The organism is Phenylobacterium soli, from assembly GCF_003254475.1.
Classification (GTDB): Bacteria; Pseudomonadota; Alphaproteobacteria; order Caulobacterales; family Caulobacteraceae; genus Phenylobacterium; species Phenylobacterium soli.
On sequence record NZ_QFYQ01000001.1, the window covers coordinates 786,569 to 813,417 of the forward strand.

Here is a 26,849-nt window from a genome sequence, read left to right on the forward strand (position 1 = left end):
AATCGGTCTCCGGCCGCCCCGCGGCCGGGTGACCGGCGCGCCCGCGCATACCGGCGGGCCAAATGGGGAAGAGCTCTTGCAGCCCAAGGACGCCAGCGCGAGGGGCCGCAAGGGGCCGGACCTGACCTCCGGGCCGATCGGCAAGACGCTGATCACCTTCGCCCTGCCGGTGCTGGGCTCCAACATACTGCAATCGCTGAACGGCACCGCCAACGCCTTCTGGGTCAGCCACCAGCTCGGCGAGGCGGCGCTCACCGCCACCTCCAACTCCAACCAGATCTTCTTCCTGATGCTGGGCGCGGTGTTCGGCATCTCCATGGCCGCCAACATCATGATCGGCCAGGCGATCGGCGCGGAGGACCGCGATCTCGCCAAGAAGGTGGTCGGCTCCTGCACCGCCTTCTTCCTGGCCCTGTCGCTGATGGTCGGCGTCGCCGGCTACCTGCTGACGCCCGGCATCCTCGACGCCATGCGCACCCCGGCCGACGCGCGGATCGACGCGATCGCCTACCTGCGGGTGATCTTCACCGCCATGCCGTTCATGTACTTCTTCAGCTACGTGATGATGGCCATGCGGGGGACGGGCGACAGCCGCACGCCCTTCTACTTCTCCCTGATGTCGGTGGTTCTCGACGTCATCCTCAACCCGATGCTGATCATCGGCGTCGGGCCGTTCCCCAGGCTCGGCATCGCCGGCTCGGCCTTCTCCACCCTGATCTCCCAGACGGTGACGCTCGCCGCCATGCTGGCCTACCTCTACCGGTCGGGCTCGATCCTGGTGCTGAGGCCCGCCGAGTTCGGCCTGCTGGTCCCCGACCTGAAGATCATCCGCACCCTGATCCTCAAGGGCCTGCCGATGGGCTTCCAGATGATCGTCATCAGCCTGGCGGCGGTGACCATGATGAGCCTGGTCAACCTCTACGGCGTGCACACCTCGGCGGCCTATGGCGCGGCGGCGCAGCTGTGGACCTACGTCCAGATGCCGTCGATGGCGCTCGGCGCGGCGGTCTCCTCCATGGCCGCGCAGAACGTCGGCGCCGGCCGGATCGACCGGGTGGAGAAGGTGGCCCACACCGGCGTGCTCTACGCCTTCCTGATGACCGCCGCCCCGGTGCTGGTGATCTACCTGACCGAGGGCCTCGTCCTGCGGGTCTTCCTGCCGGGCTCCAGCCCCTCCCTGCCGATCGCCGTCCACATCAACAGCTTCGTGCTCTGGGGCTTCATCGCCTTCGGCATGGCCTTCATCTTCTCCGGCGTGGTGCGCGCCACCGGCGCGGTCTGGCCGCCGCTGCTGGCCATGGTGATCTCGCTGTGGGTGGTGCGGATCCCCTTCGCCAACCTGCTGATGCCGGCCATGGGCGCCGACGCGGTCTGGCTCTCCTTCCCGATCGGCAGCCTGACGACCCTGGTGTTGGCCGCGGGCTACTACCGCTGGGGCGGCTGGCGCAAGGCGCGCATGCTCGACGTGCGGCCGAGCTCGGACGCGCCCGACACCGGGCTCGGCCAGCCGATGATCGAGGAGAGCGAGGCCATCATCGAGGCCGAGGAGAAGGCCCTCGGTGAGCCCTCTCCGGTCCGCTCCTAGTCCGCCTTAGGCGTTGGTCTCCATCAGGGCGCCGTAGACGAGGGTGCGCAGCTCGCGGCGGATGGCGTAGGTCGAGGACGGGATGAGCTGGGTCATGAACACCGCCGTGACCTCCTCCACCGGATCCACCCAGAAGGCGGTCGAGGCCATGCCGCCCCAATAGAACTCGCCCTGGCTGCAGGGGATCAGGGTCTTCGGCGGATCGAACACCACCGCGAAGCCGAGGCCGAAGCCGACGCCGGCGTTGGTGCTCTCCGAGAACAGCGAGCGCGACATCTGGGTCAGGTCCGCCCCGCCCGGCAGGTGGTTGGACGCCATCAGGCGGATGGTCTTGGGCGCCAGGATCCGCGCCCCGTCGAGCTCGCCGCCGTTCACCAGCATGTTGGCGAAGCGCAGGTAGTCGGCGGCCGTCGAGACCAGGCCGCCGCCGCCCGACAGCAGCTGCGGCGGGCCGAGGTAGGGGCTGGTGGTGGGGTCGTCCTGCAGCTTGATGCCGCCGCCGGGCTTGGCCTCGTAGCAGGCGGCGAAGCGGCTCCTCTGGTCCTCGCGGACGAAGAAGCCGGTGTCGACCATCTTCAGCGGCCGGAAGATGCGCTCGGCGAACACCTCGTCGAGCGGCTTGCCCGCCACCTTCTGCACCAGGTAGCCGCAGACGTCGGTGGAGACCGAGTAGTTCCACGCCTCGCCCGGCGAGAACTCCAGCGGCAGCCTGGCGAGCTGGCGGACGAAGCCTTCGAGGTCGGCTCCGCCGTGGAAGGCTTCGAGCTTCAGCTTCCGGTAGGCGGCGTCGACGTTGCTGCGGTTCTGGAAGCCGTAGGTCAGGCCCGAGGTGTGGCGCAGCAGGTCGACCACCTGCATCGGTCGCGCGCAGGGCTTGGTCATGAAGGCGGGCTCGATGCCCGCGTCGAAGACGCCGAGGTCCTTCCATTCGGGGATGTGCTTGGCCACCGGGTCGTCGAGGGCGATCAGCCCTTCCTCGACCAGGGTCATCAGCGCCACCGAGGTGATCGGCTTGGTCATGGAATAGATGCGGAAGACGGTGTTCTCGGCGAGCGGCGTGCCGCGCTCCGGGTCCTGCTCGCCGGCCAGCGCCTGGTGGACCACCTGTCCCTGCCGGGCGAGGACGAACTGGGCGCAGGGCAGCTTGCCGGCGTCCACATAGGCCTTCAGGTGGCGGTCGATGCGGGCCAGGCGGTCGGGTGAAAATCCGAGCGAGGTGGCGCGGCTCATCTGGTCCATGGCGGTCCTCCGGGCGTCTTTCTGGGCGGTCTGTCGGCCGCCATTAGCCCTTGCCTTACCGGCGCCCGCAAGCGCCACATGAACATCGATCAGGGAGGAAATTCATGAGCACCGTCAGCGTCGAACGGGATGGCCGCATCGCCGTCGTCACCATCGAGCGGCCCGAACGGCGCAACGCCGTCGACGGACCGACCGCGCGGGCGCTCTACGACGCCTTCAAGGCCTTCGACGCCGACGAGGAGCTCGACGTCGCGGTGCTGCAGGGCCGCGGCGGGGCGTTCTGCGCCGGCGCCGACCTGAAGGCGATCAGCGAGGGCGGCGGCAATCCGGTCCATGCCGAGGGCGACCTTGGCCCCATGGGCTGCACCCGGCTGCGGCTCGGCAAGCCGGTGATCGCCGCGGTCGAGGGTCACGCCGTGGCCGGCGGGCTGGAGGTCGCCTGTTGGGCGGACCTGCGCGTCGCCGCCGAGGACGCGGTCTTCGGGGTCTTCTGCCGCCGCTTCGGCGTGCCCCTGATCGACCTCGGCACGGTGCGCCTGCCGCGCCTGATCGGCCATTCGCGGGCCATGGACCTGATCCTCACCGGCCGGCCGGTCACCGCCCAGGAGGCGCTCGACATCGGCCTCGCCAACCGCATCGCCCCGGCCGGCGGGGCGCTCGCCGCGGCCCTCGACCTTGCGCGCCAGATCGCCGGCTTCCCGCAGCTCTGCATGCGCAACGACCGGCTCTCGGCCATCGACCAGTGGGGTCTCGACTGGGACGCCGCCCAGGCCCGGGAGATCGGCCTCGGCATGGCCGTCCTGGCCTCCGGCTCCTCCCGCGAAGGCGCCGCCCGTTTCGCGGCCGGCCAGGGCCGCGGCGGCGCCTTCTAGGCGCGTTTCTAGTCAGACCTGACTAGAGGGACGTTGCGTAAACCGAACGGCCGTTTGATAATGCCGGGATCCTCAGAAACGTACCGATAATTCGAAAATATATCTGCTGGGAGAACGCCGATGGCCTGGGATTTCGAGACCGATCCTGAGTTCCAGAAGAAGCTCGACTGGATCGAGGACTTCATGCGCGAGGAGGTCGAGCCGCTGTCGCACCTCGGCATGGCCGTCCACGGCCCGCTCGGCCGCGAGAAGTTCATCAAGCCGCTGCAGCAGAAGGTGAAGGACCAGGGCCTGTGGGCCTGCCACCTCGGCCCCGAGCTCGGCGGCCAGGGCTATGGCCAGCTCAAGCTCGGCCTCATGAACGAGAAGCTCGGCCGCAACTCGCTCGCCCCCACCGTCTTCGGCTGCCAGGCGCCGGACAGCGGCAACGCCGAGATCATTGCCCACTACGGCACCGAGGCGCAGAAGGAGAAGTACCTCTGGCCGCTACTCAACGGCGAGATCCGCTCCGCCTTCTCGATGAGCGAACCGACGGGCGGCTCCGACCCTCTGACCTTCAAGACCCGCGCCGTGCTCGACGGCGACGAGTGGGTGATCAACGGCGAGAAGTGGTTCTCCACCAACGCCCGCTACGCCAAGGTGCTGGTGCTCTATGCGATCACCGATCCGGACGCCAAGGATCCCTACAGGCGCACCTCGATCTTCCTCGTCCCCACCGACACGCCCGGGGTCGAGATCGTGCGCAACGTGGCGGTCGGCGGCGGCGGCGAGATCGGCGGCGGCAACGAGGGCTATGTCCGCTACACCAATGTGCGCCTGCCCTATGACGCCCTGCTCGGCGAGCGCGGCGGCGCCTTCGTCATCGCCCAGGTCCGCCTCGGCGGCGGCCGCGTCCACCACGCCATGCGCACCGTCGGGGCCTGCAAGAACGCGCTGGACCTGATGTGCCGCCGGGCCGTGTCGCGCACCACCCGCGACGGGCGGCTCTCCGACCTGCAGATGGTCCAGGACCAGATCGCCGAGAGCTGGATCCAGCTCGAGGCCTTCCGCCTGATGGTGCTGCGCACCGCCTGGCTGATCGACAAGCACAAGGACTACCAGAAGGTCCGCAAGGACATCGCCGCCATCAAGGTGATGATGCCCAAGGTCTACAACGACATCGCCACCCGGGCCGCGCACCTGCACGGCGCCCTGGGCGTCTCCAACGAGATGCCGTTCATGCACATGGTCACCAGCTCGCTGGTCATGGGCATCGCCGACGGCCCGACCGAGGTGCACAAGGTGACGGTCGCCAAGCAGGTCCTGAAGGACTACCGGCCCGACAACGACCTCTTCCCCGGCTACCACATCCCCAAGCTGCGCGAAGAGGCGGAGAAGCGCTACGCCAAGGAGCTCTCCGAGCTGAAGGAGGCCTACGCCTCCCGCCGCAAGGCCGCCGAGCCGGCCTGAGCACCCCGTGCCTGCCCGCGTCTCCCCTTGCGGGAGGCGCGCGCACGAAAGGCTTCCGCCGGCCCGCGCCGGGGGATAAGTGACATCGGGCTCCCTCCCTGGCGGGGCGGGAGCCCGATTTTCATGCGTCAGATAATTTCGAGTCCATTTCCATGTCCGAAGGTCCCAAGTCCTGGCCGGTGATGTCGATCGCCGAGGCCCACGCCCGTCTCACCGCCCCGGGCGCGCCGTTCGAGATCGAGGAGAAGGTGATCCGCGGGATCCGGACCAAGGTCTGGAAGAACGCCCCGCCGACGCTGCGCCACGTGTTCGAGAATGGCCGCGCCTTCGGGGAGCGCGAGTTCATGGTCTACGAGGACGATCGCGCCACCTACGAGGGCTTCGGCCGCGCCGCGGTGCGCCTCGCCAACCGCCTGACCGCCGAGGGCGTGACCAAGGGCGACCGGGTCGCGGTCATCATGCGCAACCTGCCGGAATGGCCGGTCGCCTTCTTCGCCGGGATCATCACCGGCGCCATCGTCACTCCGCTGAACGCCTGGTGGACCGGCCCTGAGCTGCAGTACGGCCTGGCCGACTCCGGCTCCAAGGTCGCCATCGTCGACGACGAGCGGCTGGAGCGGATCGCGCCGCACCTCGACGAGTGTCCCGACCTCCTGCGCGTCCTCGTCACGCGCCTCGCCGACGCGCCCGCCGATCCGCGCGTCCAGCGGCTCGAGGACGTCATCGGCCCGGTCAACGGCTGGGCTGCACTGCCCGTCGAACCCATGCCCGCCGTCGAGCTCGGGCCGGAGGACGACGCCACCATCCTCTACACCTCTGGCACGACGGGGCGGCCGAAGGGGGCGCTCGGCACCCACCGCAACATGACCTCCAACATCGGCGCCGGCGGCATCTCGGTGGCCCGCAACTTCCTGCGCGCCGGCGAGCCGATCCCGGTGGTCGATCCGAAGACCGCGCCGCAGCGCACCAGCCTTCTGGTGGTGCCGCTATTCCACGCCACCGGCCTTTCCGCGACCCTCGGCCCGACGATCAACGCCGGCGGCAAGATCGTCCTGATGCGCCGCTGGGACGCCGAGCCGGCCATGCAGCTCATCGAGCGCGAGAAGGTCAACGCCACGGGCGGCGTGCCGACCATCGCCTGGCAGCTCATCGAGCATCCGGCCCGCACGAAGTACGACCTCTCGTCCCTGCAGTCCGTCACCTACGGCGGCGCCCCCTCGGCCCCGGAGCTGGTGCGCAAGATCCCCGAGGTCTTTCCGGCCTCGGCCCCCGGCAACGGCTGGGGCATGACCGAGACCACCGCCACCTTCACCTCGCACCTCGGCAAGGACTACGAGAACCGGCCCGAGAGCGCCGGCCCGGCGGCCCCCGTCGGCGAGATGCAGATCCGCGATCCGGCCGACGGCGTCACCGTCCTCGCCCCCGGCGCGGTCGGCGAGCTGTGGGTCAAGGGCCCGCAGGTGGTGAAGCTCTACTGGAACAAGCCCGAGGCCACCGCCGAGACCTTCGTCGACGGCTGGCTGCGCACCGGCGACCTCGCCCGCATCGACGAGGAAGGCTTCCTGTTCATCATCGACCGCGCCAAGGACATGCTGATCCGCGGCGGCGAGAACATCTACTGCGTCGAGGTCGAGAACGTCCTCTACGACCATCCGGCGGTGATGGACGCCGCCCTCGTCGGCATCCCGCACAAGACGCTCGGCGAAGAGCCCGCGGCGGTGGTCCACCTCAAGCCGGGCGGCGAGGCGACCGAGCAGGAGCTGCGGGACCTGGTGCGCTCGCGCCTGGCGGCCTTCAAGGTGCCGGTGAAGGTGGTCTTCTGGCCCGAGACCCTGCCGCGCAACGCCAACGGCAAGATCCTCAAGACCGAGCTCAAGAAGGTCTTCCAGGAAGAGCCCGCGTGAGCGGCCGGAAGCCCCTGATCGTCGGCCTCGGCGGCACCATCCGCGCCGGCTCCTCCACGGAGCGGGCGTTGGCCGTCGCCCTGCGCGCGGCCGAGGCCAAGGGCGCCGAGACCCGCCTGTTCGGCGGCGAGTTCCTGTCCAAGCTGCCGATCTTCGATCCCAGGCCCGGTTCGACCACGCCCGAGCAGACGGCCCTGGCCGAGGCGGTGCGGGCGGCCGACGGCATCCTCGTCGCCAGCCCCGGCTACCACGGCTCGATCTCGGGGGTGATCAAGAACGCCCTCGACACCCTCGAGCTGACCCGCGAGGACGAAAAGCCCTATTTCCAGGGCCGTCCCGTGGGGACCATCATTACCGCCGACGGCTGGCAGGCCGCCGGAACCACCTTGATGGCGCTGCGCGCGATCATACATGCCCTTCGGGGTTGGCCGACGCCGTTCGGCGCAGCCCTCAACGCCGGAACCAGCCTCTTCGACGAGGCGGGCGAATGCCGCGAACCCAAGGACGCCTGGCAGCTTGCCACGGTGGCCGAGCAGGTCATGGAATTCGCCAATATGCGAGCCCGCCCATGAAGCGCCCCTATCTCGTCCCGCCCCCCGGCTCGTCCGGCGGCGCCAGCTCGGAGGATGCGATGACCTCGGCGATCAGCCCGATCGAGGACATCATCGAGGACGCCCGCAACGGGCGGCCCTACATCCTGGTGGACGCCGAGGACCGGGAGAACGAGGGCGACGTCATCATCCCGGCCCAGTTCGCCACTCCCGAGCAGATCAACTTCATGGCCAAGCACGCGCGCGGCCTGATCTGCCTGTCGATCACTGCCGAGCGGGCGCGGGCGCTGCGCCTGCCGCCGATGGCCACCGACAACCAGTCCGGCCACGGCACCGCCTTCACCGTCTCGATCGAGGCGCGCGAGGGCGTCACCACCGGCATCTCGGCCCACGACCGGGCGCACACCATCGCGGTGGCGATCGACCCGACCAAGGGCTGCGACGACATCGTCTCGCCGGGCCACGTCTTTCCGCTGGTGGCCAAGGACGGCGGGGTCCTGATCCGCGCCGGCCACACCGAGGCGGCGGTCGACATCAGCCGCATGGCGGGCCTCTCCGCCGCCGGGGTGATCTGCGAGATCATGAAGGACGACGGGACCATGGCCCGGCTCCCCGACCTCGTCGCCTTCGCCCAGCTGCACGGCATGAAGATCGGCACGATCGCCGACCTCATCGCCTACCGGCGCCGCACCGAGCGCCAGGTCGAGCGGGTGCTGGAGCGGCCCTTCGATTCCGCCTACGGCGGCCGCTTCCGGATGATCGTCTACCGCAACGTCCTCGACGAGACCGAGCACGTGGTCCTCGCCAAGGGCAAGATCGATCCCGACAAGCCGACCCTGGTGCGCATGCACCGCGTCGATATGGCCGCCGACATGCTGGGCCACGTCGAGGCTCGCCGCGACTATGTGCCGAAGGCCCTGCAGGCGATCTCCGAATACGACGGAGCCGGGGTGGCGGTGTTCATCCGCGACCCCAACCCGCACTGGCTCTCCGAGCGCTATGGCCGCCCGGACGCCAACCAGAGCGAAAACATCCTGCGCGACTACGGCATCGGCGCGCAAATCCTCCTCGACCTCGGGGTGCGGGACATCATGCTGCTGTCCTCGTCCAAGACCGTGCTGCCGGCCTCGGCCGGCTACGGCCTGAAGATCCTCGGGCGCATGCCGCTGGACTAGGGGCGCAACCCGAACCGTCGTCATCCTCTTTCGTCATCCCGGGCGCGTCCCGCGGATGACGACGGTGAGAGGATGACAGAGCTCCGCATCGGCTGCTCAGGCTGGACCTACAAGGACTGGACCGGCCCCTTCTATCCCGAGGGGACCAAGGACCGGGACCGGCTCGCGCACTACGCGTCCGTCTTCGACACCGCCGAGATCAACGCCAGCTTCTACCGCCTGCCCTCGGAGGCCATGGTGGAGGGCTGGGCCCGGCGCGCGCCGGCCGGCTTCACCTTCGCCTGGAAGGTCAGCCGCTTCATCACCCACAACAAGAAGCTGAACGACTGCGCCGAGCCCGTCGCCCTGGTGTTCGGCCGCATGGCCCCGCTCGGCGACCACTACGGCCCGGCGCTGATCCAGCTGCCGCCGCAGCTGCGCCGTAACGACGAGCGGCTGGCCGGCTTCCTGCAGCTCCTGCCCAAGGGGCGGCGGCACACGGTCGAGTTCCGGCACGACAGCTGGTACGCCCCGGAGGTCTTCCGCATCCTCGCCGACTTCGACGCGGCGCTCTGCATCTCCGATCACCATTCCGCGCCCTCGCCTTGGGAGGTGACGGCCTCGTGGGTCTATGTCCGCGGCCACGGTCCCGGCGGGCGCTACCACGGCCGCTATCCCGACGCCGAGCTCGCCGCCTGGGCGGCCCGCATCGCCGGCTGGCGCGCAGAGGGCCGCGACGTCTACGCCTACTTCGACAACGACGTGAAAAGCGCCGCCCCGTTCGACGCCCAGCGGTTGCAGACGCTCACCGGCGCGGCGCCCTACGGCTCAGCTAAGCCGCCGGAATAGCTCGGCTTTTCTACAACCTCTGCGCGCTTGCGCCGCAATTGCAGCCGTTGTTCGCGAGCCCATTTGGGCTTAAGAATTCGCCCGGGATGGGTGTGCTACAGGGGAACACATGCCCATCGATCTCGTCTCGACGCGGCCCGAGGACGACTTCCGTTCGGCGCACGCGTCCGGCGTTGGCCCGCTGGCCGAGACCTACGATGCCTCGTCCGGCCTGCAGGCCTATCTGAACGCCGACGCCCGCGCCGGCATCGGGCCGAACGGCAAGACCAGCTACACCATCGATGAGGCGGGCAGCCAGATCATCCGCGGCGCGCCGGGCTGGTCCAGCGCGCTCGGCCAGGCCTTCACCGTCACCTATGCCTACCGGGCCAGCGCCCCGGCGACCATGCCGGACGACACCGCCGGCTTCTCCCAGTTCAACCAGGCGCAGATCGACCAGGCGGAACTGGCGCTGAAGGCCTGGTCGGACGTGGCCAACATCCACTTCGTGCGGGTCGGCGCGGGCGACACCGGCCCGTTCGCCTATTCCGACAACGCCGCCATCCTGTTCGGCAACTATTCGTCCGGCGTCGCGGGGGCCTCGGCCTTCAGCTACTTCCCGGGCTCGACCGCCGCCAGCTCGGTGGCCGGCGACGTCTGGATCAACAACACCTTCGGCTACAACCAGGCCCCGACGACGGGGAACTACGGCGGCCAGGTGCTGGTCCACGAGCTCGGCCACGCCATCGGCCTCGACCATCCGTCGGACTACAACGCCAGCGCTGACCAGACCCTCACCTATTCGAGCGACGCCTCCTATTACGAGGACGACCGCCAGTACACGGTGATGAGCTACTTCAGCGAGACCAACACCGGGGCCAGCTTCGGCGGGACCTATGCCGCCGCCCCCCTGCTGGACGACATCGCCGCGGCTCAGCTCGAGTACGGGGCCAACATGGCCACCCGCACCGGCGACACGGTCTATGGCTTCAACTCCAACACCGGCGAGGCCTGGTTCGCGGCGAGCTCCAGCTCGAGCAAGCTCGTGTTCGCCGCCTGGGACGCCGGCGGCGCCGACACCTTCGACTTCTCCGGCTACTACCAGAACCAGGTGATCGACCTGCGGCCCGGGTTCTTCTCCAACGTCGGCGGGCTGACCGGCAACGTCGCCGTCGCCAAGGGCGTGACCATCGAGACCGCGCTCGGCGGCTCCGGGGCCGACACCCTCAACGGCCAGGACACGGGCGACACCCTGTTCGGCGGCGGCGGCAACGATCTGATCAACGGCGGGGCGGCCTTCGACCGCGAGAACGGCAACGTCGGCAACGACACGGTGCACGGCAACGCCGGCAACGACTGGGTGACCGGCGGCCAGAACGACGACGTGCTCTACGGCGAGGACGGCAACGACATCCTCAACGGCAACCTCGGCAACGACACCGCCGACGGCGGCGCCGGCGACGACGTGGTGCGCGGCGGCCAGGGGAACGACGTGCTGACCGGCGGGGCCGGAAATGACTACCTGACCGGCGACCTCGGCAACGACACCATGACCGGCGGGACCGGGGCCGACACCTTCCGCGCCTTCAACGGCGAGGGCGTCGACGTGATCAACGACTTCAACGCCGCCGAGGGCGACCGCATCCAGCTCGATCCGGGGACCACCTACACCGCCGCGCAGGTGGGCTCGGACACGGCCATCAGCCTGGGCGGCGGATCGAGCCTGACGCTGCACGGCGTCACCCTGTCGAGCCTGCCGCCGGGCTGGATCTTCGGGGCCTGACGCCGAAATCCGTTCCCTCGCCCGGCGTTCGGGCCTATATGGAAGCCTCAACCCCGCCCGGCCGAAAGGCCGGGCGGCTCTGTTTCTGAACCACGATATCCGCAGCCAGCCATCCGCGCTGCGGAACACGCCCAACGGGACCGCCCATGACCGAAATCCTGATGCCCAAGGCGACCGCCGTCTGGCTGGTGGACAACACCTCGCTGACCTTCGACCAGATCGCCGACTTCTGCGGCCTTCACCCGCTCGAGGTGAAGGGCATCGCCGACGGCGAGGTGGCGCGCGACATCCGCGGCGCCGACCCAATCGCCAATGGCCAGCTCTCGCGCGAGGAGCTGGACCAGGCGGAGAAGAACGCCAGCTACCGGATGAAGGCCCAGAAGAGCCGGCACGCCGAGCTCCTCAAGCCGGTCAAGAAGGGCCCGCGCTACACGCCCGTGTCGCGCCGCCAGGACCGCCCGGACGCCATCGCCTGGTTCCTGCGCAACCACCCGGAAGTGGCCGACAGCCAGATCGCCCGCCTGCTCGGCACGACCAAGGCGACCATCGACTCGGTCCGGAACCGCAGCCACTGGAACGCGGCCAACATCAAGCCGGTGGACCCGGTGACGCTCGGCCTCGTCGCTCAGCTCGAGCTGGACGAGGTGGTCCGCAAGGCCGCCGACAAGAAGGCCAAGGAAGACGCCAAGCGCGGCATCACCGGGGATGGCCCGACGCTGCGCCCGGCCTCCGAGACCGGCGTCTACGAGGACGCCGAGACCGTGGACGACGAGGCGCACGAAGAGGTCCGCGAGACCCGCGAAGACGCCGCCTCGGTGTTCTCGTCGTTCAGCGACGAGGGCGACGAAGACTGATCGTCGGGGTACCCGGCGGCAGGAAAACCGTCGCGCAGCGACCCTCCCCGGCCGGGATCCGGATCGGGGAGGGGCTCATCTGCGTCGGTCGGGAAATCAGTGCATCGCGGCTCGGAGGGATTCGAGCTCGTCCTTGAGCTTGAGTTTCTGTCGCTTGAGTTCCTGGAGCCTTAGGTCGTCGGCTGAGGGCCTTCGCAGTTCGTCCTGGATCGCTTTTTCCAGGGACTGGTGGCGAGCTCCGAGTTCGCGGAGCCTGGCTTCCACGGCCATGACGTAGCGCCTCCTTCGCTGAATGACAGCCGAAGGAGTGAACACCCGTCGTGTTCGGCTGTCAGATCACATATCTTTGCAGGCGGCGCCGCTGAGCTGCGCCGGAGCACAGGGCGTTTAGGACCTTCCGCATGGCCACAAGCGCAGGGGCGGCCGAGCCCTCCCAGCCTTCCTCAGGTGGGGATCGTCCCCGCCTGGTGGTGGGGATTTCCGGGGCCTCCGGCATCGTCTACGGCCTGCGCGCCCTGGACGCCGCCCGCGAGCTTGGCGTCGAGAGCCACCTCGTCATGAGCAAGGCCGCCGCCCTGACCCTCGCCCAGGAGACCGGTCTCGGCGTGGCCGAGGCCAACGCCCGGGCGGATGTGGTCCACAAGGTTGGCGACATCGGCGCCGCCGTCGCCTCGGGCTCCTTCCGCACCCTGGGTATGATCGTCGCGCCCTGCTCGGTGCGCACCATGAGCGAGATCGCCACCGGGGTGACCGCCTCGCTGCTGACCCGCGCCGCCGACGTGACCTTGAAGGAGCGCCGTCCGCTGGTGCTGATGGTCCGCGAGAGCCCGCTGCACCTCGGCCACCTGCGCACCATGGCCAAGCTCTCCCAGATGGGCGCGGTGATCGCCCCGCCGATGCCGGCATTCTACGCCCGGCCTTCGAGCCTGGAGGAGATGGTCGACCAGTCGGTGGGCCGCGCCCTCGACCTCTTCGGCCTTTCCTGGACGCCGGTGCGGCGCTGGGGCGAGGACCTGCCGACCCTGAAGGGCGAGCCCTGATGGCGATCTGGGAATGGGCGCTGGAGGCCTATGCGCGGCCCGGCGTGCCCGAACAGTGCCTGCGGCTGCAGGACGAGTTCGGCCAGAACACCCCGCTGCTGCTCTGGGCCGTCTGGGCCGAGGCCGCAGACCCGGCGCTGATGGCCCGCGCCGCCGATCTCGCCCGCCGCTGGCAGGACGCCGCCATCCTGCCGCTCCGCGCCGCGCGCCGGGCGCTGAAGCCCGCCCTGCCGCTGGTCGAGGACGCGGCCCGCGAGGGCCTGCGCGAGGAGGTCAAGGCCGCCGAGCTGAGGGCCGAGCGCGTGCTGCTCGAAGCCCTCGAGGCGCTGTCCGGCGATGAGCTGCGCGGCGCCCACGCCCTGGACGCCCTCAAGGCCGCCTCCGCGGCGTGGAATCCCGCCGCCCCCGACGCCGAGCTGGCTGCGCTCGCCGCCGCCCTGGGCTAGGATCGCGCCGCCGATGGCCGATCCTTCCGACATCTCCGAGGAGGCCCTGCGCGAGAAGCTCGCCGAGCTGCGCCAGGACCACGCCGACCTCGATCAGGCGATCCAGGCGATCGCCCTTTCGCCCCTGCCCGACATGATGCTGATCGGCCGCCTGAAGCGGAAGAAGCTGGCGCTCAAGGACGAGATCGCCCGCATCGAAGACATGCTGACGCCGGACATCCCGGCCTGAAGACTGAAGACTGACGGCCTTAGGCCGCGCCCCGCTGGCGCTTGGCGCTGAACATCGCCGCGTCGGCCTCGTGCAGCAGTTGCTCCGGCTCCAACTCGAGGCTGATCTGGCGCACGCCGTAGGAGATGTGCAGCGGCGCCGACCAATCGCCGAAGGCGATCGGCTCCTTCTCGATGGCGTGGGCGAGCGAAGCCGCCTTGGCCTCGGCCACCTGCTGGTCGGCCTGGATCAGGATCACGGCGAATTCGTCGCCGCCCATGCGCCCGACCACATCGCTCTCGCGCACATTGGCCAGCAGCCGCTCGGCCACCGCCCGCAGGGCCGCGTCGCCCGCCGCATGGCCGTAGCGGTCGTTGACCGTCTTGAAGCCGTCGAGGTCGAAATAGACGACGCTGGCCGGCGAGCCGTAGCGCTGGGCGAAGGTGCGCACCCGGTTCAGTTCGCGCAGGAAGGCGCGCCGGTTGAGCAGGGGGGTGAGGGCGTCGCGGTCGGCCAGGCCCTCGGTCTCGGCCAGCCGGGTCTTCAGCCGCCCGACCTCGCCGCGCAGGTCGTCGACTTCGGCGAGCAGGGTCTGCAGGGCGGCGCGTACGGCCGGCGTCAGGTCGGCTTCGGTCAGGCCGAGGAAGGCGGCGGTGTCGGTCGGGCCGGGGGCGGCGACCGCCTGGGCGCCCGCCTGGGCCAGCGCCCGCCGGCGGATCGCGGAGAACGGCTCGCTGCGCGAACCCGTGACCTTCATCCTGCACCCTTCATGCGGCGAGCCTCGCGCGGGGCCGGGGGCGAACCATGAGGAGAATCAATGGCGCGCGCCCCGAGTCGAAGAATCCTAACCCTCACGGTTGCCCGACGGAAGCGCCTGCCTATACTCCGCGCCCTTCCCGACCCGGGGCGTAAGGAAGCAGCACCACATGAGCGCAAACGCGCCGGTCGCCATCATCATGGGCAGCCGATCGGACTGGCCGGTCCTGAAGAAGGCCGCCGAAATGCTCGACGAGCTCGGGGTCGCCTACGACGCCAAGGTGGTCTCCGCCCACCGCACGCCCGAGCGCATGTACGCCTTCGCCAAGGGCGCGAAGGCCGCCGGCTACAAGGTGATCATCGCCGGGGCCGGCGGGGCCGCGCACCTGCCCGGCATGACCGCCTCGCTGACCGACCTGCCGGTGCTCGGCGTGCCGATCGAGTCCAAGGCGCTCAAGGGCATGGATAGCCTGCTCTCCATCGTCCAGATGCCGGCCGGCATCCCGGTCGGCACCCTGGCCATCGGCGAGGCGGGCGCCAAGAACGCCGGCATCCTCGCCGCGCGGATCCTGGCGGTCACCGACGCCGCCCTGGCCGACCGGGTCGCTGCTTTCAGCGCCGCCCAGACCGCCTCGGTCGCCGAAACCGTCGAGGACGCGTAAAGCCCCGCCATGGCCGACCTGCCGCTCGCTCCCGGTTCGACCATCGGCATCCTCGGCGGCGGCCAGCTCGGCCGCATGCTGGCCGTGGCCGCCAGCCGCCTGGGCTTCGACATCGCCATCCTCGAGCCGGAGAAGGACGCCCCCGCCGCCCGCGTCGCGGCCAAGGCGGTCGCCGCGGCCTATGACGATCCAGCCGGCCTCGAGAAGCTCGCCAAGGTCGCCTCCGTCGTCACCTACGAGTTCGAGAACGTGCCCGCCGCCTCGGTGGCCAAGCTGGTCGAGATGGGGGTGGAGGTGGCGCCCGGCGCCAAGGCCCTCGAGGTCGCCCAGGACCGCCTCGTCGAGAAGACGTTCCTGAACGCCAACGGCGCGCCCACCGTCGCCTTCGCCAAGGCCGACAGCGCCGCCGAGGCCGTCGAGGCCGCTCACCAGGTCGGCGCCCCGGCGCTGATGAAGACGCGCCGCGAGGGCTATGACGGCAAGGGCCAGCGCTGGGTCGAGCACGCCGCCGACGCCGCGGCCGCCTTCGAGGCCCTGGGCGGGGTCCCGGTGATCCTCGAGGCCGCCGCCGACTTCGTGCGCGAGCTCTCGGTGATCGCCGCCCGCGGCCGCGACGGCGCCACCGCGGTCTATCCCCTGGCCGAGAACCACCACGAACACGGCATTCTGCGCCGCTCGATCGCCCCGGCCCAGGTGACGCCCGCCCTCGCCGACCAGGCCGAGCGCATCGCCGCCCGGGTGCTCAAGGGCCTCGGCTACGTCGGCGTCATCGGCATCGAGCTCTTCGAGATGCGCGACGGGACCCTGCTGGTGAACGAGATCGCGCCCCGCGTGCACAACACCGGCCACTGGACCATGGACGGCTGCGAGGTCGACCAGTTCGAACAGCACATCCGCGCCGTCGCCGGCTGGCCGCTCGGCCCGACCCATCCGACCGCCCGGGTCGAGATGCTGAACCTCCTGGGCGAGGAGGCGAACGACTGGCGTCGCTTCGCCGCCGAGCCGGAGACCCGCGTCCACCTCTACGGCAAGCGCGACGCCAAGCCCGGCCGCAAGATGGGCCACCTCAACCGGGTCAAGGCGCTCTAGCCGCCATGTCCAACATCGGCTTCTACGACGAGAACGCCGAGGACTACTTCCGCCGCACGGTGGACAGCGACATGACCGCGGCCCGCCGCCTCTTCGCCAGCCAGGTGGCGCCCGGCGGCCGGGTGCTCGACGCCGGCTGCGGCTCGGGCCGCGATGCGCTCGCCTTCCACCAGATGGGCTTCGAGGTCACCGCGACCGAGGCGGCGCCGCGCCTGGCCGAGATCGCCCGCCGGCACACCGGCCTAGTCGTCGACGTCCTCACCTTCGACCAGATGGCCTGGCGCGACCATTTCGACGGGATCTGGGCCTGCGGCTCCCTGCTGCACGTGCCGCGGGTCGACCTTCCCGCCACCCTGCGCCGCCTGCGCGACGCCCTGGTTCCGGGCGGCGCCTGGTTCATGTCCTTCAAGTACGGGCCGTTCGAGCGCCCCGCCAACGGCCGCCGCTTCACCGACCTCGACGAAGAGGGCGCGGCCGAACTGCTGGCGCAGGTGCGCGGCCTGCAGCTCATTTCCATGGACGTCGTCGGCGACAGCCGCGCCGACCGGAGCGGCGAGCGCTGGCTCAGCCTGCTCTGCCGACGGGGCTAGGGGACGTCCCGAATCTCGGGTTCGGCAGCCGCAGGCGGCGCGGTGCGGTAGCGGGCCCTGCCGAGGGCGTGGGCGAGGCCGGCCAGCCACAGAGAGGGGCGCACCCTGGTCGTCGCCTTCCACTGCTCGAAGCGCAGCACGTCGGCGATCCGCCGGTCGACGAAGCGCATGGCGTCGCCGCGGCCGCTGGCCATGCGGATGGCCATGGCCCCGGAGAGGATCCCGGTCAGGATGGCGCGCTTCGAATAGTGGTTCTCGTCGGTGGCCGCGTCGCCCGCCCAGCGCCAGAGCACATCGGCGCTCTCCCAGGAGAGCTTGGCCCCCAGGGCAAGGTTCTGCGGCAGGGCGAGCCAGCCCAGCCAATGGCGGGTGGCGGTCTCGTCCTGGGCGGCCGCGTCGATCCGCGCCTCCACCGCCGCGCGGATCCGCTCGCGGATCTTCAGCGACGCCGGATCGGTGTCCTTCAGGATCTGCATCGCCCGCCCGTCGTGGCGGCGGGAGAGGAGGGCGGCGAGGTCCGCCGGACCGTTGGGCAGCAGGAGCTCGGTCTCGCCGGCCGAGAAGCCGGCCCGCTTGCCCGCCTGACGGGCCATGCGGCTCGTCCAGCCCTCGGCGACGCAGGCCTCGAGGGCGGCATCCAGCAGCCGCTGTTCGGCCTCCGCGGCCCAGTCGGTCCCGTTGCGGTCAGTCTGCCCCGACGCGTCGCTCATGGCCCTTCCCTTACTCTTTTCCGTTCCTCGCGTCTCGACGTGGACTGAGCGTGGACTCAGGCCGTCTCTTGGTGTATCTCGCCGCGCTCGGACCCGAAGGCCTCAAGCCTCCGGGCCTTAATCTTTTTGTTCGCTCGCCGCCGCCCCCTTTTCGGGAGACAGGGAGCCGAGCGGGATCGAATAGGCAGGAGAGAGTCCTCTGGTTCAGATTTTCGTCCGCGACAATAACGTCGACCAGGCCCTCAAGGCGCTGAAGAAGAAGATGCAGCGCGAGGGCTCGTTCCGCGAGATGAAGCGCCACGTCCATTACGAGAAGCCGTCCGAGAAGCGCGCCCGCCAGAAGGCGGAAGCCGTGCGCCGGGCCCGCAAGCTCGCCCGCAAGCGCGCCCAGCGCGAAGGCCTGATCGCGGCCCCCAAGAAGCCCAGCCGGTAACTTCGCTGCGCCCCAGGTGGGATGCGACGATGAGTTCAAGGCCGCGCCTGTAAGGGCGCGGCCTTTCGCATTTCTGGTCAAAATTTGTGGTCAAGGCGCGATCTTCGGTCGCGCGACAGGCCGGTTTGCTGGTGGAACGACGGTCGGCGTCCTATCTTTAAGAGCCAGCCCGCAATTTTCTTGAGGCGGTTTGAAACCGATGAACCTGCGCAATCTCGTCATCTGGGGCGTCGTCGTCGTCGCCCTGATCGGCATCTATTCCATGGTGACGGGCGGCGGCCACGCGGCCGGGGCCAGCGAGATCTCCTATTCCCAGCTCCTCAACAAGGCTGAGGCCGGCGAGATCAAGTCGGCCATCTTCCGCGGCTCGGCCGTGGAGGCCAAGGACGCGCAGAACCACGTCTTCACCTCGGTCACCCCGACCAACCAGGACGACCTGCTGCACAGCCTCAAGGCCCACAACGCCGACTACGACTTCAAGGCGGCCGGCGGCTTCACCCTGGTGGGCTTCATCCTGAACTCCCTGCCCATCCTGCTGCTGATCGGCGTGTGGATCTTCTTCATGCGCCAGATGCAGGGCGGGGCGCGCGGGGCCATGGGCTTCGGCAAGTCCAAGGCCCGCCTGCTCACCGAGAACAAGAACCGCGTCACCTTCGAGGACGTCGCCGGCGTCGACGAGGCCAAGGAAGAGCTGACCGAGATCGTCGACTTCCTGAAGGACCCGCAGAAGTTCCAGCGCCTGGGCGGCAAGATCCCGAAGGGCGCCCTGCTCGTCGGCCCGCCCGGCACCGGTAAGACCCTGCTGGCGCGCGCCATCGCGGGCGAGGCCGGCGTGCCGTTCTTCACCATCTCCGGTTCGGACTTCGTCGAGATGTTCGTCGGCGTCGGCGCCAGCCGCGTGCGCGACATGTTCGAGCAGGCCAAGAAGAACGCCCCCTGCATCATCTTCATCGACGAGATCGACGCCGTCGGCCGCCATCGTGGCGCGGGCCTGGGCGGCGGCAACGACGAGCGCGAGCAGACCCTCAACCAGCTGCTGGTCGAGATGGACGGCTTCGAGGCCAACGAAGGCATCATCCTGATCGCCGCCACCAACCGGCCGGACGTCCTCGATCCCGCCCTGCTGCGTCCGGGCCGCTTCGACCGCCAGGTCGTGGTGCCCAACCCCGACATCAACGGCCGCGAGCGCATCCTGCGCGTCCACATGCGCAACGTCCCCCTGGCCGCCGACGTCGACGTCAAGGTGGTGGCCCGCGGCACCCCCGGCTTCTCCGGCGCGGATCTCTCCAACCTCGTCAACGAGGCGGCCCTGATGGCTGCCCGCAAGAACCGCCGCATGGTCACCATGCGCGACTTCGAGGACGCCAAGGACAAGGTCATGATGGGCGCCGAGCGCCGCTCCATGGTCATGACCGAGGAAGAGAAGAAGCTCACCGCCTATCACGAGGGCGGCCACGCCCTGGTGGCGCTGAACGTCCCGGCCACGGACCCGGTGCACAAGGCGACCATCATTCCGCGCGGTCGCGCGCTCGGCATGGTCATGCAGCTCCCCGAGCGGGACAAGTTCTCCATGACCTACGAGCAGATGACCTCGCGCCTGGCGATCCTGTTCGGCGGCCGCGTCGCCGAGGAGATCATCTTCGGCAAGGACAAGGTCACCTCCGGCGCCTCCTCGGACATCTCCCAGGCGACCAAGCTCGCCCGGGCCATGGTCACCAAGTGGGGCTTCTCCGAAAAGCTGGGCGCCGTCGAGTACGGCGAGAACCAGGAGGAGGTGTTCCTCGGCCACTCCGTGGCGCGCAACCAGAACGTCTCGGAAGCGACCGCCAAGATCATCGACGAAGAGGTCAAGAAGCTGGTCAAGGCCGGCGAGGACGAGGCCCGCCGGATCCTCATGGAGAAGCTGGAAGCCCTCCACACCCTGGCCAAGTCGCTGCTCGAGTACGAGACCCTCTCCGGTGAGGAGATCGTCAATGTGCTGAAGGGCGTCCCCCCGGTGCGCGAGGAAGCCGAGGTCAAGAAGCCCGCCGGCCCCTCGGTCGCCGTGCCCCTCTCGCCCCGCCCGGCCGACGCCGAGCCGGCCTAAGCGCCGACCTGCGGATCCGGAAACCAAAAAAGGCGGTCGCCTCACGGCGGCCGCCTTCTTCGTCTGCATCAGGCGGGCAGGAGCTGCGCTCGCCCGCCCAGCGCCCTAGCGGATCGGCACGGCCACGTAGACCGAGGCGAAGTAGCCGTCCTTGTTGTTGGAATCGATCGGGTGGCGCCAGCCGCCGGAGAGGCCGACCTCGCCGAAGCTGGTCATGGTCTTGAGCAGCGGCCCGACCGTCATCTCCTTGTAGTCGTCGTTGCGCAGGAAGCTCACCTGCGGGCCGAACCACTGGTAGTCGCCCATCTTCCACAGCGCGCGGCCGCTGACCGACCAGCTGGAGAAGGGCTCGGCGTAGCGGCCCTGCAGATTGACCTCGACCTTCTTGTTGATCGTGTTGCTGTACTCGCCGAGCACGGCCACGCCGGTCTTGGAGCCGCGCAGCCGCGCCGCCGGGTCGTTGTTGTCGTGCTTGATGTGGGCCACGCCCACATAGCCGCCGAAGTTGCCGGCCTCAGTGGCCTTGCGGTAGCCGACCAGCAGGTCGCCGTCGAACAGGCCGACGTGGCGGTCGATGGCGTTGTAGCTGTAGCGGCCGGCCGAGATGTCGCCGCGGACGGCGAAGCCGTCCTCCCACAGGCTGCGGTTCGGGTTCAGCGCCAGCATGCCGCCGCCGTAGGCGCCGGCGTAGTGATTGCTCATCCAGCCGCCGCCCCAGGCGTAGCCGCTCGGCGGCGTGCCTTCGGACGCCGGCGGCGGCGACGGCGCGAGCACGGAGTTGGCCGGCGCTTCCACGCCTTGCGCATGGGCCGTGCCGGCCAGGATCATGCCGGCCGCCAGGGCTCCGGAAAACGCCCCTGAAAGCAATCCCCCTGAAAGCAGGGCGGGGCGCGCGTGCAAGCGGTTCATTCCGATCTCTCCATTGATGGCGGGGTTGAGGTGTCCGCTGCGAATTCGCCTCGCACCGGCTCAACTACGCCCGGAAGACCGGTGAATGCGTACTTGGAGCAGGCTAGCGCGAGCGGCCTCTCAGGCTCGAGCGGAGGAAGCACTTGGAACGCTCGCCGAAGCCGCTCGGCGAGCAGATGTAGGGCGCCCGGCCGGCGTAGAGCGCCGGCTTGACCTCGGCGGGCGCGGCGGTCTGCGAGCCGCCCGCGGCCGGTTCGGCCTGGACGATTCCCGAGATGGGCCCCGAGATGGGCTGGGCGTCGGCCTCCTTCGGCCCGGGCTGGGCCTGGGCGGCGGCCGCAAAGGCCAGAGCTGACACTGCCGCCGCAGTCGCGACGAACGCCCGCAGGCGCGAATTTCCGATGTTCCTGGAGTCCATGGACGACCTCATGCGCAGCGAACGCTGCTCGGTGAGGATCATCTAGGAAGTTTACGGCAATGCTTAAGCGAGGACACATTGTCGCGCGTCCTGCTTGGCGCCCCGCCAGTTCCAGGCGGTGCGGACGATGTCGGAGAGCTCGGGCAGTTGTGGCGCCCAGCCGAGCGCCCCGGCCGCGCGGGTCGGATCGGCGATGAGGATCGGCGGGTCGCCCGCCTGCCGCGGGGCCACCGTGAAGGGTGTCTCGGCCCCGGTGACGGCGCGCACGGTCTCGATCACCTCGCGGACCGAATAACCGCGGCCGACCCCCAGGTTGAAGGCGGCGGAGGCCATGCCGGCCTCGAGCCGCTGCAGCGCCGCGACGTGCGCGCGGGCGAGGTCCGCGACGTGCACATAGTCCCGCACGCAGGTGCCGTCGGGGGTGGGGTGGTCGGCGCCGAACACCGTCAGCCGCGGCCGCTCGCCGGCCGCCACCTCGAGCGCCAGCGGGATCAGGTGGGTCTCCGGATCGTGCAACTCGCCGATCTCCCCGTCCGGGTCGCAGCCGGCGGCGTTGAAATAGCGCAGCGCCACCCAGCGGGTCCCGTGGGCCCGGCCGAAGTCCTGCAGCATGGTCTCGACGGTGAGCTTGGTGGCGCCGTAGGGGCTGATCGGCGCCCGGGGCGCGTCCTCGCCGATCGGGGTCGCCGCGGGGATGCCGAACACGGCGCAGCTGCTCGAGAAGACGATGTCGCGGACCCCGGCGTCGCGGGCCGCCTCGAGCAGCGTCAGGCTGCCCTGGACGTTGTTGCGCCAGTAGCGCCCCGGGTCGGCCATGGACTCGCGCACATAGGCGAAGGCGGCGAAGTGGAGGATGGCCCGCGGCCGATGGCGGGCGATCACCTCGTCCAGCCGGCTGCGGTCGAGCACGTCGCCGTGCTCGAAGGGTCCCCACTTCACCGCGAAGGGATGACCGGTCACCAGGTTGTCGTAGACCACCGGCCGGAAGCCGGCGGCGGCCAGGGCCTTGCAGGCGTGCGAGCCCACATAGCCGGCCCCGCCGGTCACCAGGACCGTGCCGGCCCCCTCGCCCGCCTCGCCCTTGACTTGGGTCATCATGGTTCAGCCTGGGCCGAGGCGGCCGCGCCCTTACGGGCGCTCCCGGAGCGGATAGAGGAACGGCCGCTCGGCGACGACGCGCCAGTCGGGCCGGCCGAGGTTGCGCGGCCACGGCCACACCTCGCGGTCGTTGAAGTAGACGACCTCCTTCAGCTGCGGGAACTCGGGGCGCTTCTGAGCCACTTCCTGCGCCCACTTGGAGACGTAGGCCGGGCTGCCGTCGTAGCCGAGCTCGGCCACCCAGACCGGCTTGCCGTAGCCGGCGGTCAGCGAATAGCCCTGGTTCACGGACTCGGCGAAGCTGCGGGCGTGGCCGTACTCGAGCATGTCGAACTTCTCGAGGCCGAAGACCGTCAGGCCGATCACGTCCACGTACTTGGAGCCGGGGTAGTAGCCGCCCAGGGTCCGCTCGCCGCGCGGCGACCACATGATCTGCGCCTTCGGCGTCACCGTGCGGATCAGGCCGGCCATGCGCTGGAAGGCCTTCACATAGTCCGGTCCGGCCCAGGCCGCCCAGATGAAGCGGGAGAAGCGGTTGTCCATCTCCTGCGCCCAGCGGATGGTCACCGGGCTCTTGAACTTGGCCAGCACATTGAGGATCGCGCGCATGTTGTCGTCGCGCTGGCCGGAGAGGATGGCGTTCCTGAGCTGCGCCGGGCTGGTGTTGAAGTCCTTGGCCCAGGACCAGGGCTCGATGGTCACGAGGACGTTGCGGCCCCGCTGCAGGGCGTAGGAATCGGCGGCGGCGAGGGCGCCGAGCTCGACGTCTTCCCACGGTAGGAACAGGTGTTCGGTGGCGAGGCCCGCCTCGTCCTTGAAGTCGCCGTAGGGATCGTAGGCGCCGAGCTTCAGCCCGTCGGGATACGTCACCGGCCGCTTGTCGCGCGTGACGTCGCGACCCGCGCCCGTGGCCTGGGCCAGGGCCGGTCCGGCGCCCACGCCTGCGGTGACGATCGCCGCGGCGCCGCCCGCGGCCAGGGATCCTTGGAGAAGCGTCCGGCGGGACAGGTTTTGGAGGCGCTCGCGCATGACTGACTTTCTTGCGTTCGGTGTGCCTCCATTCATCCCGCCCAAGCCAGGCCGTCGTTGATCCAGATCAGGCAGATGCGTCTGTCAGGGCCCGCGACGCCGACTCTGCGGCCCTTCCGATCCGGCCTCAGGCTGCGTCTGGGCGGCGAAGCCGTGCCAGCGGGGGCGGATGCGCCAGGTGACCGCCCGGCTGCGGCCGGCGCCGGCGGGCGGCGAGCTTGGCTCGGCGAGGGTGAAGACGGTGAAGCCGGCGTTCATCGCCGCGATGCCGCGCGGCCCGTTCTCGTAGGCGCCGAGACCGATCAGCAGGGCGATCGCGGCCACCGCGCCGGCGTTGAGGGCGCCCGCCAGGCTCCTGCCGAACACGGGCCCGCGGTTCTCGCGCGCATGCCGCACCAGCACGGTGAGGATGAGGACCAGGTTGAAGAGCGCGTCCACCAGGGCGAAGACGTAGAAGCCGCCGGCCGACCCCGGCTCCTTCACCAGCCAGGCCGCCGCCGCCGAGGCCAGGGCGATGACTACATAGGGCGCCAGGACCCGGAACGGCACCGGGTCGGTGTGCAGCATCGCCTTGGGCGTCACCCGGAAGTCCACCTTGCGCCCGCCGACGCAGTCGAAGACGGCCGTCGCCGAGCCGATCAGCGACCACGGCCAGCGCAGGAAGACGAAGGCGACCCCCTCCCAGCTCAGGATCTTGGCGTTGGCCGGCCTGTAGAGGCCGGTGGAGCGCCACCAGTAGGCCATGGCGATCAGCATGATCGACATCGGCGCCACGTGCAGCAGGTAGTCGGCGTAGGTCACGTTGACGAAGCGCGCGCGGGTCAGCAGGGCGACGATCGGGCTCGCGAAGGCGATCGCCATCATCGCCGAATAGGTCGGGTACCAGAGCTCCGAGAACAGGAACTGGAACTTCAGCTTCAGCGGCAGCTTCGACAGGTAGCGCGGGGTGTGCCGGATCAAGATCGTCACCAGGCTGCGCGACCACTGGAACTCCTGGGTCACCAGGTCGGTGAAGGTCTCCGGCCCCTGGCCGTGGGCGATGGCGTCCACCGCATGCACGCCGCGCCAACCCGCGGCGTTGAGGATCAGGGTGGTGGAGTGGTCCTCGGCGAGCTCGGGGCCCAGCCCGCCGGCGCCCTTCAGGGCCGCCGTCCGCACCGTGTAGTGCGAGCCGATGCACAGCGGCGCCCAGCCGTCGTTGTAGCCCGTCTGCAGGGCCCCATGCATGCTCGCCTCGATGTAGAGCCGCCCGCGCGCCGCCCAGCTCTCCCCGGCGTTGCCGTCGCAGATGCTCGGCGCCGAGACATAGCCCACCCGCGGGTCGTTGAACGGCGCCAGGGCGTGCCAGAGGTAGAACCGCCCCGGCACGTGATCGACGTCGAACTGGCTGACGAAGTCGTACCGATCGTAGCCGTAGTGGTCGTAGAAATAGGCGAGGTTGCCTTCCTTGCAGGCCGTGCGCCGCGGCCATTCCGCCCGGTGGTAGTCGGCCACGCCCTTGCGCGTCGAGACCTTCACCCCGTGGGCGGCGCACCAGGCCAGGGTCTCGGGGTCCGGATCCTCGTCGGCCAGCCAGGTGTCGTGCGTCACCCGCTCCTGCACCAGGGCCGCCATCAGGGTCTTCTTGGCCAGGGCGAAGGGCTCCGACGGCGCCTTGGCCACGACGATCGCCACCCGCGCGCCGGGCGGCGGGCCCTTCAGGCCCTTGAGCACCCGGGCGTTGTTGAAGATGACGATGAAATAGCCGGGCACCCAGGTCAGCCAGATGAGCACCGCCGTGGTGGCGAGCCAGCGGACCGGCGTCGTGTAGTGGCCCGGCTCGAACCACCAGACCCAGAACCAGTAGAGGCCGAGGAACCAGGCCGCCAGGCCCATGAGGTTGGCGACCGCGGCCCGGCCGTGGAACACCCGCTCCAGGGTGAAGGCCGGCGCGCCGTGACGCCCCCAGGGAAGCTCCCAGGGGCGTTCTTCGGGGCCCTGCTCGGCCCCGCCCGCCGCATTCGCCCCGCTCGGGTCGAGCGGGGTCGGGGTCATCCCGCCGCCTCCGCCGTTCGGCCTGCGCCGGGCGCGACGTCCCGTGGGGCGCGGTCAGCCATCCGGCCGCGGAAATAGTCGATGGTCCGCGCCAGGCCGTCTTCCAGCGGCGTCTTCGGCGTCCACCCGAGGACGCGCCCGGCGCGGCTGATGTCGGGGCGCCGCTGCCGGGGATCGTCGATCGCCTCGGGGGTGAACACCACCCGCGAGTCCGATCCGGTGGCCGCCAGCACCATCATTGCGAACTCGCGCACGCTGATCTCGCGCGGATTGCCGAGGTTCACCGGCCCGTCGGGCGGGGGCGTGACCGCCATCATCCGCACCAGCCCATCCACCATGTCGTCGACGTAGCACATGGAGCGGGTATGCGAGCCGTCGCCCTGGATGGTGATGTCCGAGCCCTTCAGCGCCTCGACCACGAAGGTCGACACCACCCGGCCGTCGTCCTCGCGCATGCCGGGGCCATAGGTGTTGAAGATCCGCACGACCCGGCAGTCCACCCGGTGCACCCGCCGATAGTCGTAGATCATCGTCTCGGCGCAGCGCTTGCCCTCGTCGTAGCAGGCGCGGGGCCCGTTCATGTCCACATTGCCCCAGTAGGTCTCGGGCTGGGGATGGACCTGCGGGTCGCCATAGACCTCCGAGGTCGAGGTGTGCACCATCCGCGCGCCGCGGGCCATGGCCAGCTGCAGCATGTTGCGCACGCCCAGGACGCTGGTCTCCAGCGTCTTGATCGGCTGCGCCTGATAGGCCACGGGCGAGGCGGGGCAGGCCAGGTTGAAGATCTGGCCGATGTTCTCCAGGGCCAGCATGTGCGCCGGCTCGCGCACGTCGTGGCGCACGAAGCGGAAGTCCGGATGGCTCTCGAGCTCGTCGACGTGCGCCTGCACGCCGGTGCTCATGTCGTCGAGGCCGATCACCGGATGGCCGTCGTCGAGCAGCCGGCGGCAGAGGTGGAATCCGAGGAATCCGGCCGCGCCGGTCACAAGGATGGTCGAGCGCTTCGTGCGCATGAGAGATCCGGCCCCGCTCGTTCGCCTGTTTTGCCTGATCCAAGCCGAGGCGGCGCCGCCGGGCCTTGATGTGCGTCAAGCCTGGACTGACGTGGCGTCGCGCCTCCCA

Annotated in this window: 27 protein-coding genes; 17 read left to right on the top strand and 10 right to left on the bottom strand. The window is 69.9% G+C overall.

The genetic code is table 11. From position 1 onward, the window contains the following. Nucleotides 1-76: 76 nt before the first annotated feature. On the top strand, nt 77-1,585 hold the full coding sequence (locus tag DJ017_RS04020; protein ID WP_111527504.1) for an MATE family efflux transporter: 1,509 nt from the start codon (nt 77-79) through the stop codon (nt 1,583-1,585). A gap of 6 nt (nt 1,586-1,591) precedes the next feature. Here the strand turns inward: DJ017_RS04020 and DJ017_RS04025 are convergent, their stop codons facing one another. Beyond that, nucleotides 1,592-2,824, bottom strand: a complete 1,233-nt coding sequence (locus DJ017_RS04025) for a serine hydrolase domain-containing protein (RefSeq protein WP_227000007.1) — start codon at nt 2,822-2,824, stop codon at nt 1,592-1,594. 104 nt (nt 2,825-2,928) lie between these two features. On the opposite strand from DJ017_RS04025, the gene DJ017_RS04030 reads away from it, so the two are divergent. The 8 genes from DJ017_RS04030 (at nt 2,929) to DJ017_RS04065 (ending at nt 12,219) form a co-directional block, all read left to right on the top strand. Then, the gene (locus DJ017_RS04030; RefSeq protein WP_111527505.1) at nt 2,929-3,696 is read left to right on the top strand and encodes a crotonase/enoyl-CoA hydratase family protein; all 768 of its coding nucleotides are present in this window, start codon (nt 2,929-2,931) and stop codon (nt 3,694-3,696) included. Between the two features lie 120 nt (nt 3,697-3,816). Then, entirely contained in the window at nt 3,817-5,145 is a 1,329-nt protein-coding gene (locus DJ017_RS04035) for an acyl-CoA dehydrogenase family protein (protein WP_111527506.1), read from the top strand. Between the two features lie 152 nt (nt 5,146-5,297). After that, nucleotides 5,298-7,049 carry a class I adenylate-forming enzyme family protein gene (locus DJ017_RS04040; protein WP_111527507.1) on the top strand — a complete coding sequence of 584 codons (1,752 nt, stop codon included), beginning with the start codon at nt 5,298-5,300 and terminating at the stop codon, nt 7,047-7,049. Beyond that, nucleotides 7,046-7,621 (top strand): NADPH-dependent FMN reductase, encoded by a 576-nt coding sequence (locus tag DJ017_RS04045; RefSeq protein WP_111527508.1) that lies wholly within the window; start codon nt 7,046-7,048, stop codon nt 7,619-7,621. The genes DJ017_RS04040 and DJ017_RS04045 overlap by 4 nt, the downstream gene beginning before the upstream one ends. Then, nucleotides 7,618-8,775: a 3,4-dihydroxy-2-butanone-4-phosphate synthase gene (gene ribB, locus DJ017_RS04050; RefSeq protein ID WP_111527509.1), complete on the top strand. Its 1,158-nt coding sequence runs from the start codon at nt 7,618-7,620 to the stop codon at nt 8,773-8,775. The genes DJ017_RS04045 and ribB overlap by 4 nt, the downstream gene beginning before the upstream one ends. Before the next feature lie 72 nt (nt 8,776-8,847). Continuing rightward, nucleotides 8,848-9,603, top strand: coding sequence for a DUF72 domain-containing protein (locus DJ017_RS04055; protein WP_111527510.1), 756 nt, complete (start codon nt 8,848-8,850; stop codon nt 9,601-9,603). A gap of 109 nt (nt 9,604-9,712) precedes the next feature. Continuing rightward, complete coding sequence (locus tag DJ017_RS20980) at nt 9,713-11,365, top strand: M10 family metallopeptidase C-terminal domain-containing protein (protein WP_165830519.1); 1,653 nt, start codon at nt 9,713-9,715, stop codon at nt 11,363-11,365. 146 nt (nt 11,366-11,511) lie between these two features. Further along, a complete protein-coding gene (locus DJ017_RS04065; RefSeq protein WP_111527511.1) occupies nt 11,512-12,219 on the top strand; it encodes a DUF1013 domain-containing protein in 708 nt (235 codons plus the stop codon). Between the two features lie 96 nt (nt 12,220-12,315). Here DJ017_RS04065 and DJ017_RS04070 read toward each other — a convergent pair whose 3' ends face one another. Then, a complete protein-coding gene (locus DJ017_RS04070; RefSeq protein WP_111527512.1) occupies nt 12,316-12,489 on the bottom strand; it encodes a YdcH family protein in 174 nt (57 codons plus the stop codon). Nucleotides 12,490-12,620: 131 nt separating this feature from the next. On the opposite strand from DJ017_RS04070, the gene DJ017_RS04075 reads away from it, so the two are divergent. Genes DJ017_RS04075 through DJ017_RS04085 form a run of 3 tightly spaced genes read left to right on the top strand, consistent with a single transcriptional unit; the run spans nt 12,621 to nt 13,934 of the window. Beyond that, nucleotides 12,621-13,259, top strand: a complete 639-nt coding sequence (locus tag DJ017_RS04075; RefSeq protein ID WP_111527513.1) for a UbiX family flavin prenyltransferase — start codon at nt 12,621-12,623, stop codon at nt 13,257-13,259. After that, nucleotides 13,259-13,705: a TIGR02444 family protein gene (locus DJ017_RS04080; RefSeq protein WP_111527514.1), complete on the top strand. Its 447-nt coding sequence runs from the start codon at nt 13,259-13,261 to the stop codon at nt 13,703-13,705. The genes DJ017_RS04075 and DJ017_RS04080 overlap by 1 nt, the downstream gene beginning before the upstream one ends. Nucleotides 13,706-13,718: 13 nt before the next feature. Continuing rightward, nucleotides 13,719-13,934 (top strand): YdcH family protein, encoded by a 216-nt coding sequence (locus tag DJ017_RS04085; protein ID WP_111527515.1) that lies wholly within the window; start codon nt 13,719-13,721, stop codon nt 13,932-13,934. 19 nt (nt 13,935-13,953) lie between these two features. Here DJ017_RS04085 and DJ017_RS04090 read toward each other — a convergent pair whose 3' ends face one another. Continuing rightward, the gene (locus DJ017_RS04090) at nt 13,954-14,670 is read right to left on the bottom strand and encodes a GGDEF domain-containing protein (RefSeq protein ID WP_111527516.1); all 717 of its coding nucleotides are present in this window, start codon (nt 14,668-14,670) and stop codon (nt 13,954-13,956) included. A gap of 169 nt (nt 14,671-14,839) precedes the next feature. Here DJ017_RS04090 and purE point away from each other — a divergent pair, with 169 nt between their 5' ends. From purE to DJ017_RS04105, 3 genes are read left to right on the top strand one after another with little or no spacing between them, the layout of a single operon-like run. After that, nucleotides 14,840-15,331, top strand: a complete 492-nt coding sequence (gene purE, locus DJ017_RS04095; protein WP_111527517.1) for a 5-(carboxyamino)imidazole ribonucleotide mutase — start codon at nt 14,840-14,842, stop codon at nt 15,329-15,331. A 9-nt stretch (nt 15,332-15,340) separates the two neighbouring features. Then, a complete protein-coding gene (locus DJ017_RS04100) occupies nt 15,341-16,420 on the top strand; it encodes a 5-(carboxyamino)imidazole ribonucleotide synthase (protein ID WP_111527518.1) in 1,080 nt (359 codons plus the stop codon). A 5-nt stretch (nt 16,421-16,425) separates the two neighbouring features. Further along, complete coding sequence (locus tag DJ017_RS04105; RefSeq protein ID WP_111527519.1) at nt 16,426-17,010, top strand: class I SAM-dependent methyltransferase; 585 nt, start codon at nt 16,426-16,428, stop codon at nt 17,008-17,010. Here the strand turns inward: DJ017_RS04105 and DJ017_RS04110 are convergent. After that, nucleotides 17,007-17,720, bottom strand: coding sequence for a COQ9 family protein (locus tag DJ017_RS04110; RefSeq protein WP_111527520.1), 714 nt, complete (start codon nt 17,718-17,720; stop codon nt 17,007-17,009). The genes DJ017_RS04105 and DJ017_RS04110 overlap by 4 nt on opposite strands. 199 nt (nt 17,721-17,919) lie before the next feature. Between DJ017_RS04110 and rpsU the strand changes: the two genes are divergently transcribed. Together rpsU and ftsH are read left to right on the top strand one after the other, a co-directional pair. Beyond that, entirely contained in the window at nt 17,920-18,153 is a 234-nt protein-coding gene (gene rpsU / locus DJ017_RS04115; protein WP_111275467.1) for a 30S ribosomal protein S21, read from the top strand. A 199-nt stretch (nt 18,154-18,352) separates the two neighbouring features. Further along, nucleotides 18,353-20,239 carry an ATP-dependent zinc metalloprotease FtsH gene (ftsH, locus tag DJ017_RS04120; protein ID WP_111527521.1) on the top strand — a complete coding sequence of 629 codons (1,887 nt, stop codon included), beginning with the start codon at nt 18,353-18,355 and terminating at the stop codon, nt 20,237-20,239. 105 nt (nt 20,240-20,344) lie between these two features. Here the strand turns inward: ftsH and bcsS are convergent, their stop codons facing one another. From bcsS to DJ017_RS04150, 6 genes are all read right to left on the bottom strand, one after another. Beyond that, entirely contained in the window at nt 20,345-21,067 is a 723-nt protein-coding gene (bcsS, locus tag DJ017_RS04125; protein ID WP_165830520.1) for a cellulose biosynthesis protein BcsS, read from the bottom strand. 184 nt (nt 21,068-21,251) lie between these two features. Next, entirely contained in the window at nt 21,252-21,608 is a 357-nt protein-coding gene (locus DJ017_RS04130) for a hypothetical protein (protein WP_111527523.1), read from the bottom strand. Nucleotides 21,609-21,629: 21 nt separating this feature from the next. Then, nucleotides 21,630-22,664: a UDP-glucose 4-epimerase GalE gene (gene galE / locus DJ017_RS04135; protein WP_227000008.1), complete on the bottom strand. Its 1,035-nt coding sequence runs from the start codon at nt 22,662-22,664 to the stop codon at nt 21,630-21,632. Between the two features lie 30 nt (nt 22,665-22,694). After that, complete coding sequence (locus DJ017_RS04140) at nt 22,695-23,693, bottom strand: glycoside hydrolase family 26 protein (RefSeq protein ID WP_111527524.1); 999 nt, start codon at nt 23,691-23,693, stop codon at nt 22,695-22,697. An 84-nt stretch (nt 23,694-23,777) separates the two neighbouring features. Continuing rightward, nucleotides 23,778-25,727 (bottom strand): glycosyltransferase, encoded by a 1,950-nt coding sequence (locus tag DJ017_RS04145; RefSeq protein ID WP_227000009.1) that lies wholly within the window; start codon nt 25,725-25,727, stop codon nt 23,778-23,780. Next, nucleotides 25,724-26,740, bottom strand: coding sequence for a UDP-glucuronic acid decarboxylase family protein (locus DJ017_RS04150; protein ID WP_111527525.1), 1,017 nt, complete (start codon nt 26,738-26,740; stop codon nt 25,724-25,726). The genes DJ017_RS04145 and DJ017_RS04150 overlap by 4 nt, the downstream gene beginning before the upstream one ends. Nucleotides 26,741-26,849 lie beyond the last annotated feature (109 nt).

What these genes read in the sequence shown, in the direction of transcription:
- DJ017_RS04085 (WP_111527515.1), top strand. Translation starts at nt 13,719, where the DNA reads ATGGCCGATCCTTCCGACATCTCCGAGGAGGCCCTGCGCGAGAAGCTC.
- DJ017_RS04030 (WP_111527505.1), top strand. Translation starts at nt 2,929, where the DNA reads ATGAGCACCGTCAGCGTCGAACGGGATGGCCGCATCGCCGTCGTCACC.
- DJ017_RS04055 (WP_111527510.1), top strand. Translation starts at nt 8,848, where the DNA reads ATGACAGAGCTCCGCATCGGCTGCTCAGGCTGGACCTACAAGGACTGG.
- DJ017_RS04065 (WP_111527511.1), top strand. Translation starts at nt 11,512, where the DNA reads ATGACCGAAATCCTGATGCCCAAGGCGACCGCCGTCTGGCTGGTGGAC.
- DJ017_RS04140 (WP_111527524.1), bottom strand. Translation starts at nt 23,693, where the DNA reads ATGCGCGAGCGCCTCCAAAACCTGTCCCGCCGGACGCTTCTCCAAGGA.
- purE (WP_111527517.1), top strand. Translation starts at nt 14,840, where the DNA reads ATGAGCGCAAACGCGCCGGTCGCCATCATCATGGGCAGCCGATCGGAC.
- ftsH (WP_111527521.1), top strand. Translation starts at nt 18,353, where the DNA reads ATGAACCTGCGCAATCTCGTCATCTGGGGCGTCGTCGTCGTCGCCCTG.
- DJ017_RS04105 (WP_111527519.1), top strand. Translation starts at nt 16,426, where the DNA reads ATGTCCAACATCGGCTTCTACGACGAGAACGCCGAGGACTACTTCCGC.
- DJ017_RS04100 (WP_111527518.1), top strand. Translation starts at nt 15,341, where the DNA reads ATGGCCGACCTGCCGCTCGCTCCCGGTTCGACCATCGGCATCCTCGGC.
- DJ017_RS04035 (WP_111527506.1), top strand. Translation starts at nt 3,817, where the DNA reads ATGGCCTGGGATTTCGAGACCGATCCTGAGTTCCAGAAGAAGCTCGAC.
- DJ017_RS04075 (WP_111527513.1), top strand. Translation starts at nt 12,621, where the DNA reads ATGGCCACAAGCGCAGGGGCGGCCGAGCCCTCCCAGCCTTCCTCAGGT.
- DJ017_RS04130 (WP_111527523.1), bottom strand. Translation starts at nt 21,608, where the DNA reads ATGATCCTCACCGAGCAGCGTTCGCTGCGCATGAGGTCGTCCATGGAC.
- DJ017_RS04110 (WP_111527520.1), bottom strand. Translation starts at nt 17,720, where the DNA reads ATGAGCGACGCGTCGGGGCAGACTGACCGCAACGGGACCGACTGGGCC.
- DJ017_RS20980 (WP_165830519.1), top strand. Translation starts at nt 9,713, where the DNA reads ATGCCCATCGATCTCGTCTCGACGCGGCCCGAGGACGACTTCCGTTCG.
- galE (WP_227000008.1), bottom strand. Translation starts at nt 22,664, where the DNA reads ATGATGACCCAAGTCAAGGGCGAGGCGGGCGAGGGGGCCGGCACGGTC.
- bcsS (WP_165830520.1), bottom strand. Translation starts at nt 21,067, where the DNA reads ATGATCCTGGCCGGCACGGCCCATGCGCAAGGCGTGGAAGCGCCGGCC.
- DJ017_RS04090 (WP_111527516.1), bottom strand. Translation starts at nt 14,670, where the DNA reads ATGAAGGTCACGGGTTCGCGCAGCGAGCCGTTCTCCGCGATCCGCCGG.
- ribB (WP_111527509.1), top strand. Translation starts at nt 7,618, where the DNA reads ATGAAGCGCCCCTATCTCGTCCCGCCCCCCGGCTCGTCCGGCGGCGCC.
- DJ017_RS04025 (WP_227000007.1), bottom strand. Translation starts at nt 2,824, where the DNA reads ATGGACCAGATGAGCCGCGCCACCTCGCTCGGATTTTCACCCGACCGC.
- DJ017_RS04040 (WP_111527507.1), top strand. Translation starts at nt 5,298, where the DNA reads ATGTCCGAAGGTCCCAAGTCCTGGCCGGTGATGTCGATCGCCGAGGCC.
- DJ017_RS04080 (WP_111527514.1), top strand. Translation starts at nt 13,259, where the DNA reads ATGGCGATCTGGGAATGGGCGCTGGAGGCCTATGCGCGGCCCGGCGTG.
- DJ017_RS04150 (WP_111527525.1), bottom strand. Translation starts at nt 26,740, where the DNA reads ATGCGCACGAAGCGCTCGACCATCCTTGTGACCGGCGCGGCCGGATTC.
- DJ017_RS04145 (WP_227000009.1), bottom strand. Translation starts at nt 25,727, where the DNA reads ATGACCCCGACCCCGCTCGACCCGAGCGGGGCGAATGCGGCGGGCGGG.
- DJ017_RS04070 (WP_111527512.1), bottom strand. Translation starts at nt 12,489, where the DNA reads ATGGCCGTGGAAGCCAGGCTCCGCGAACTCGGAGCTCGCCACCAGTCC.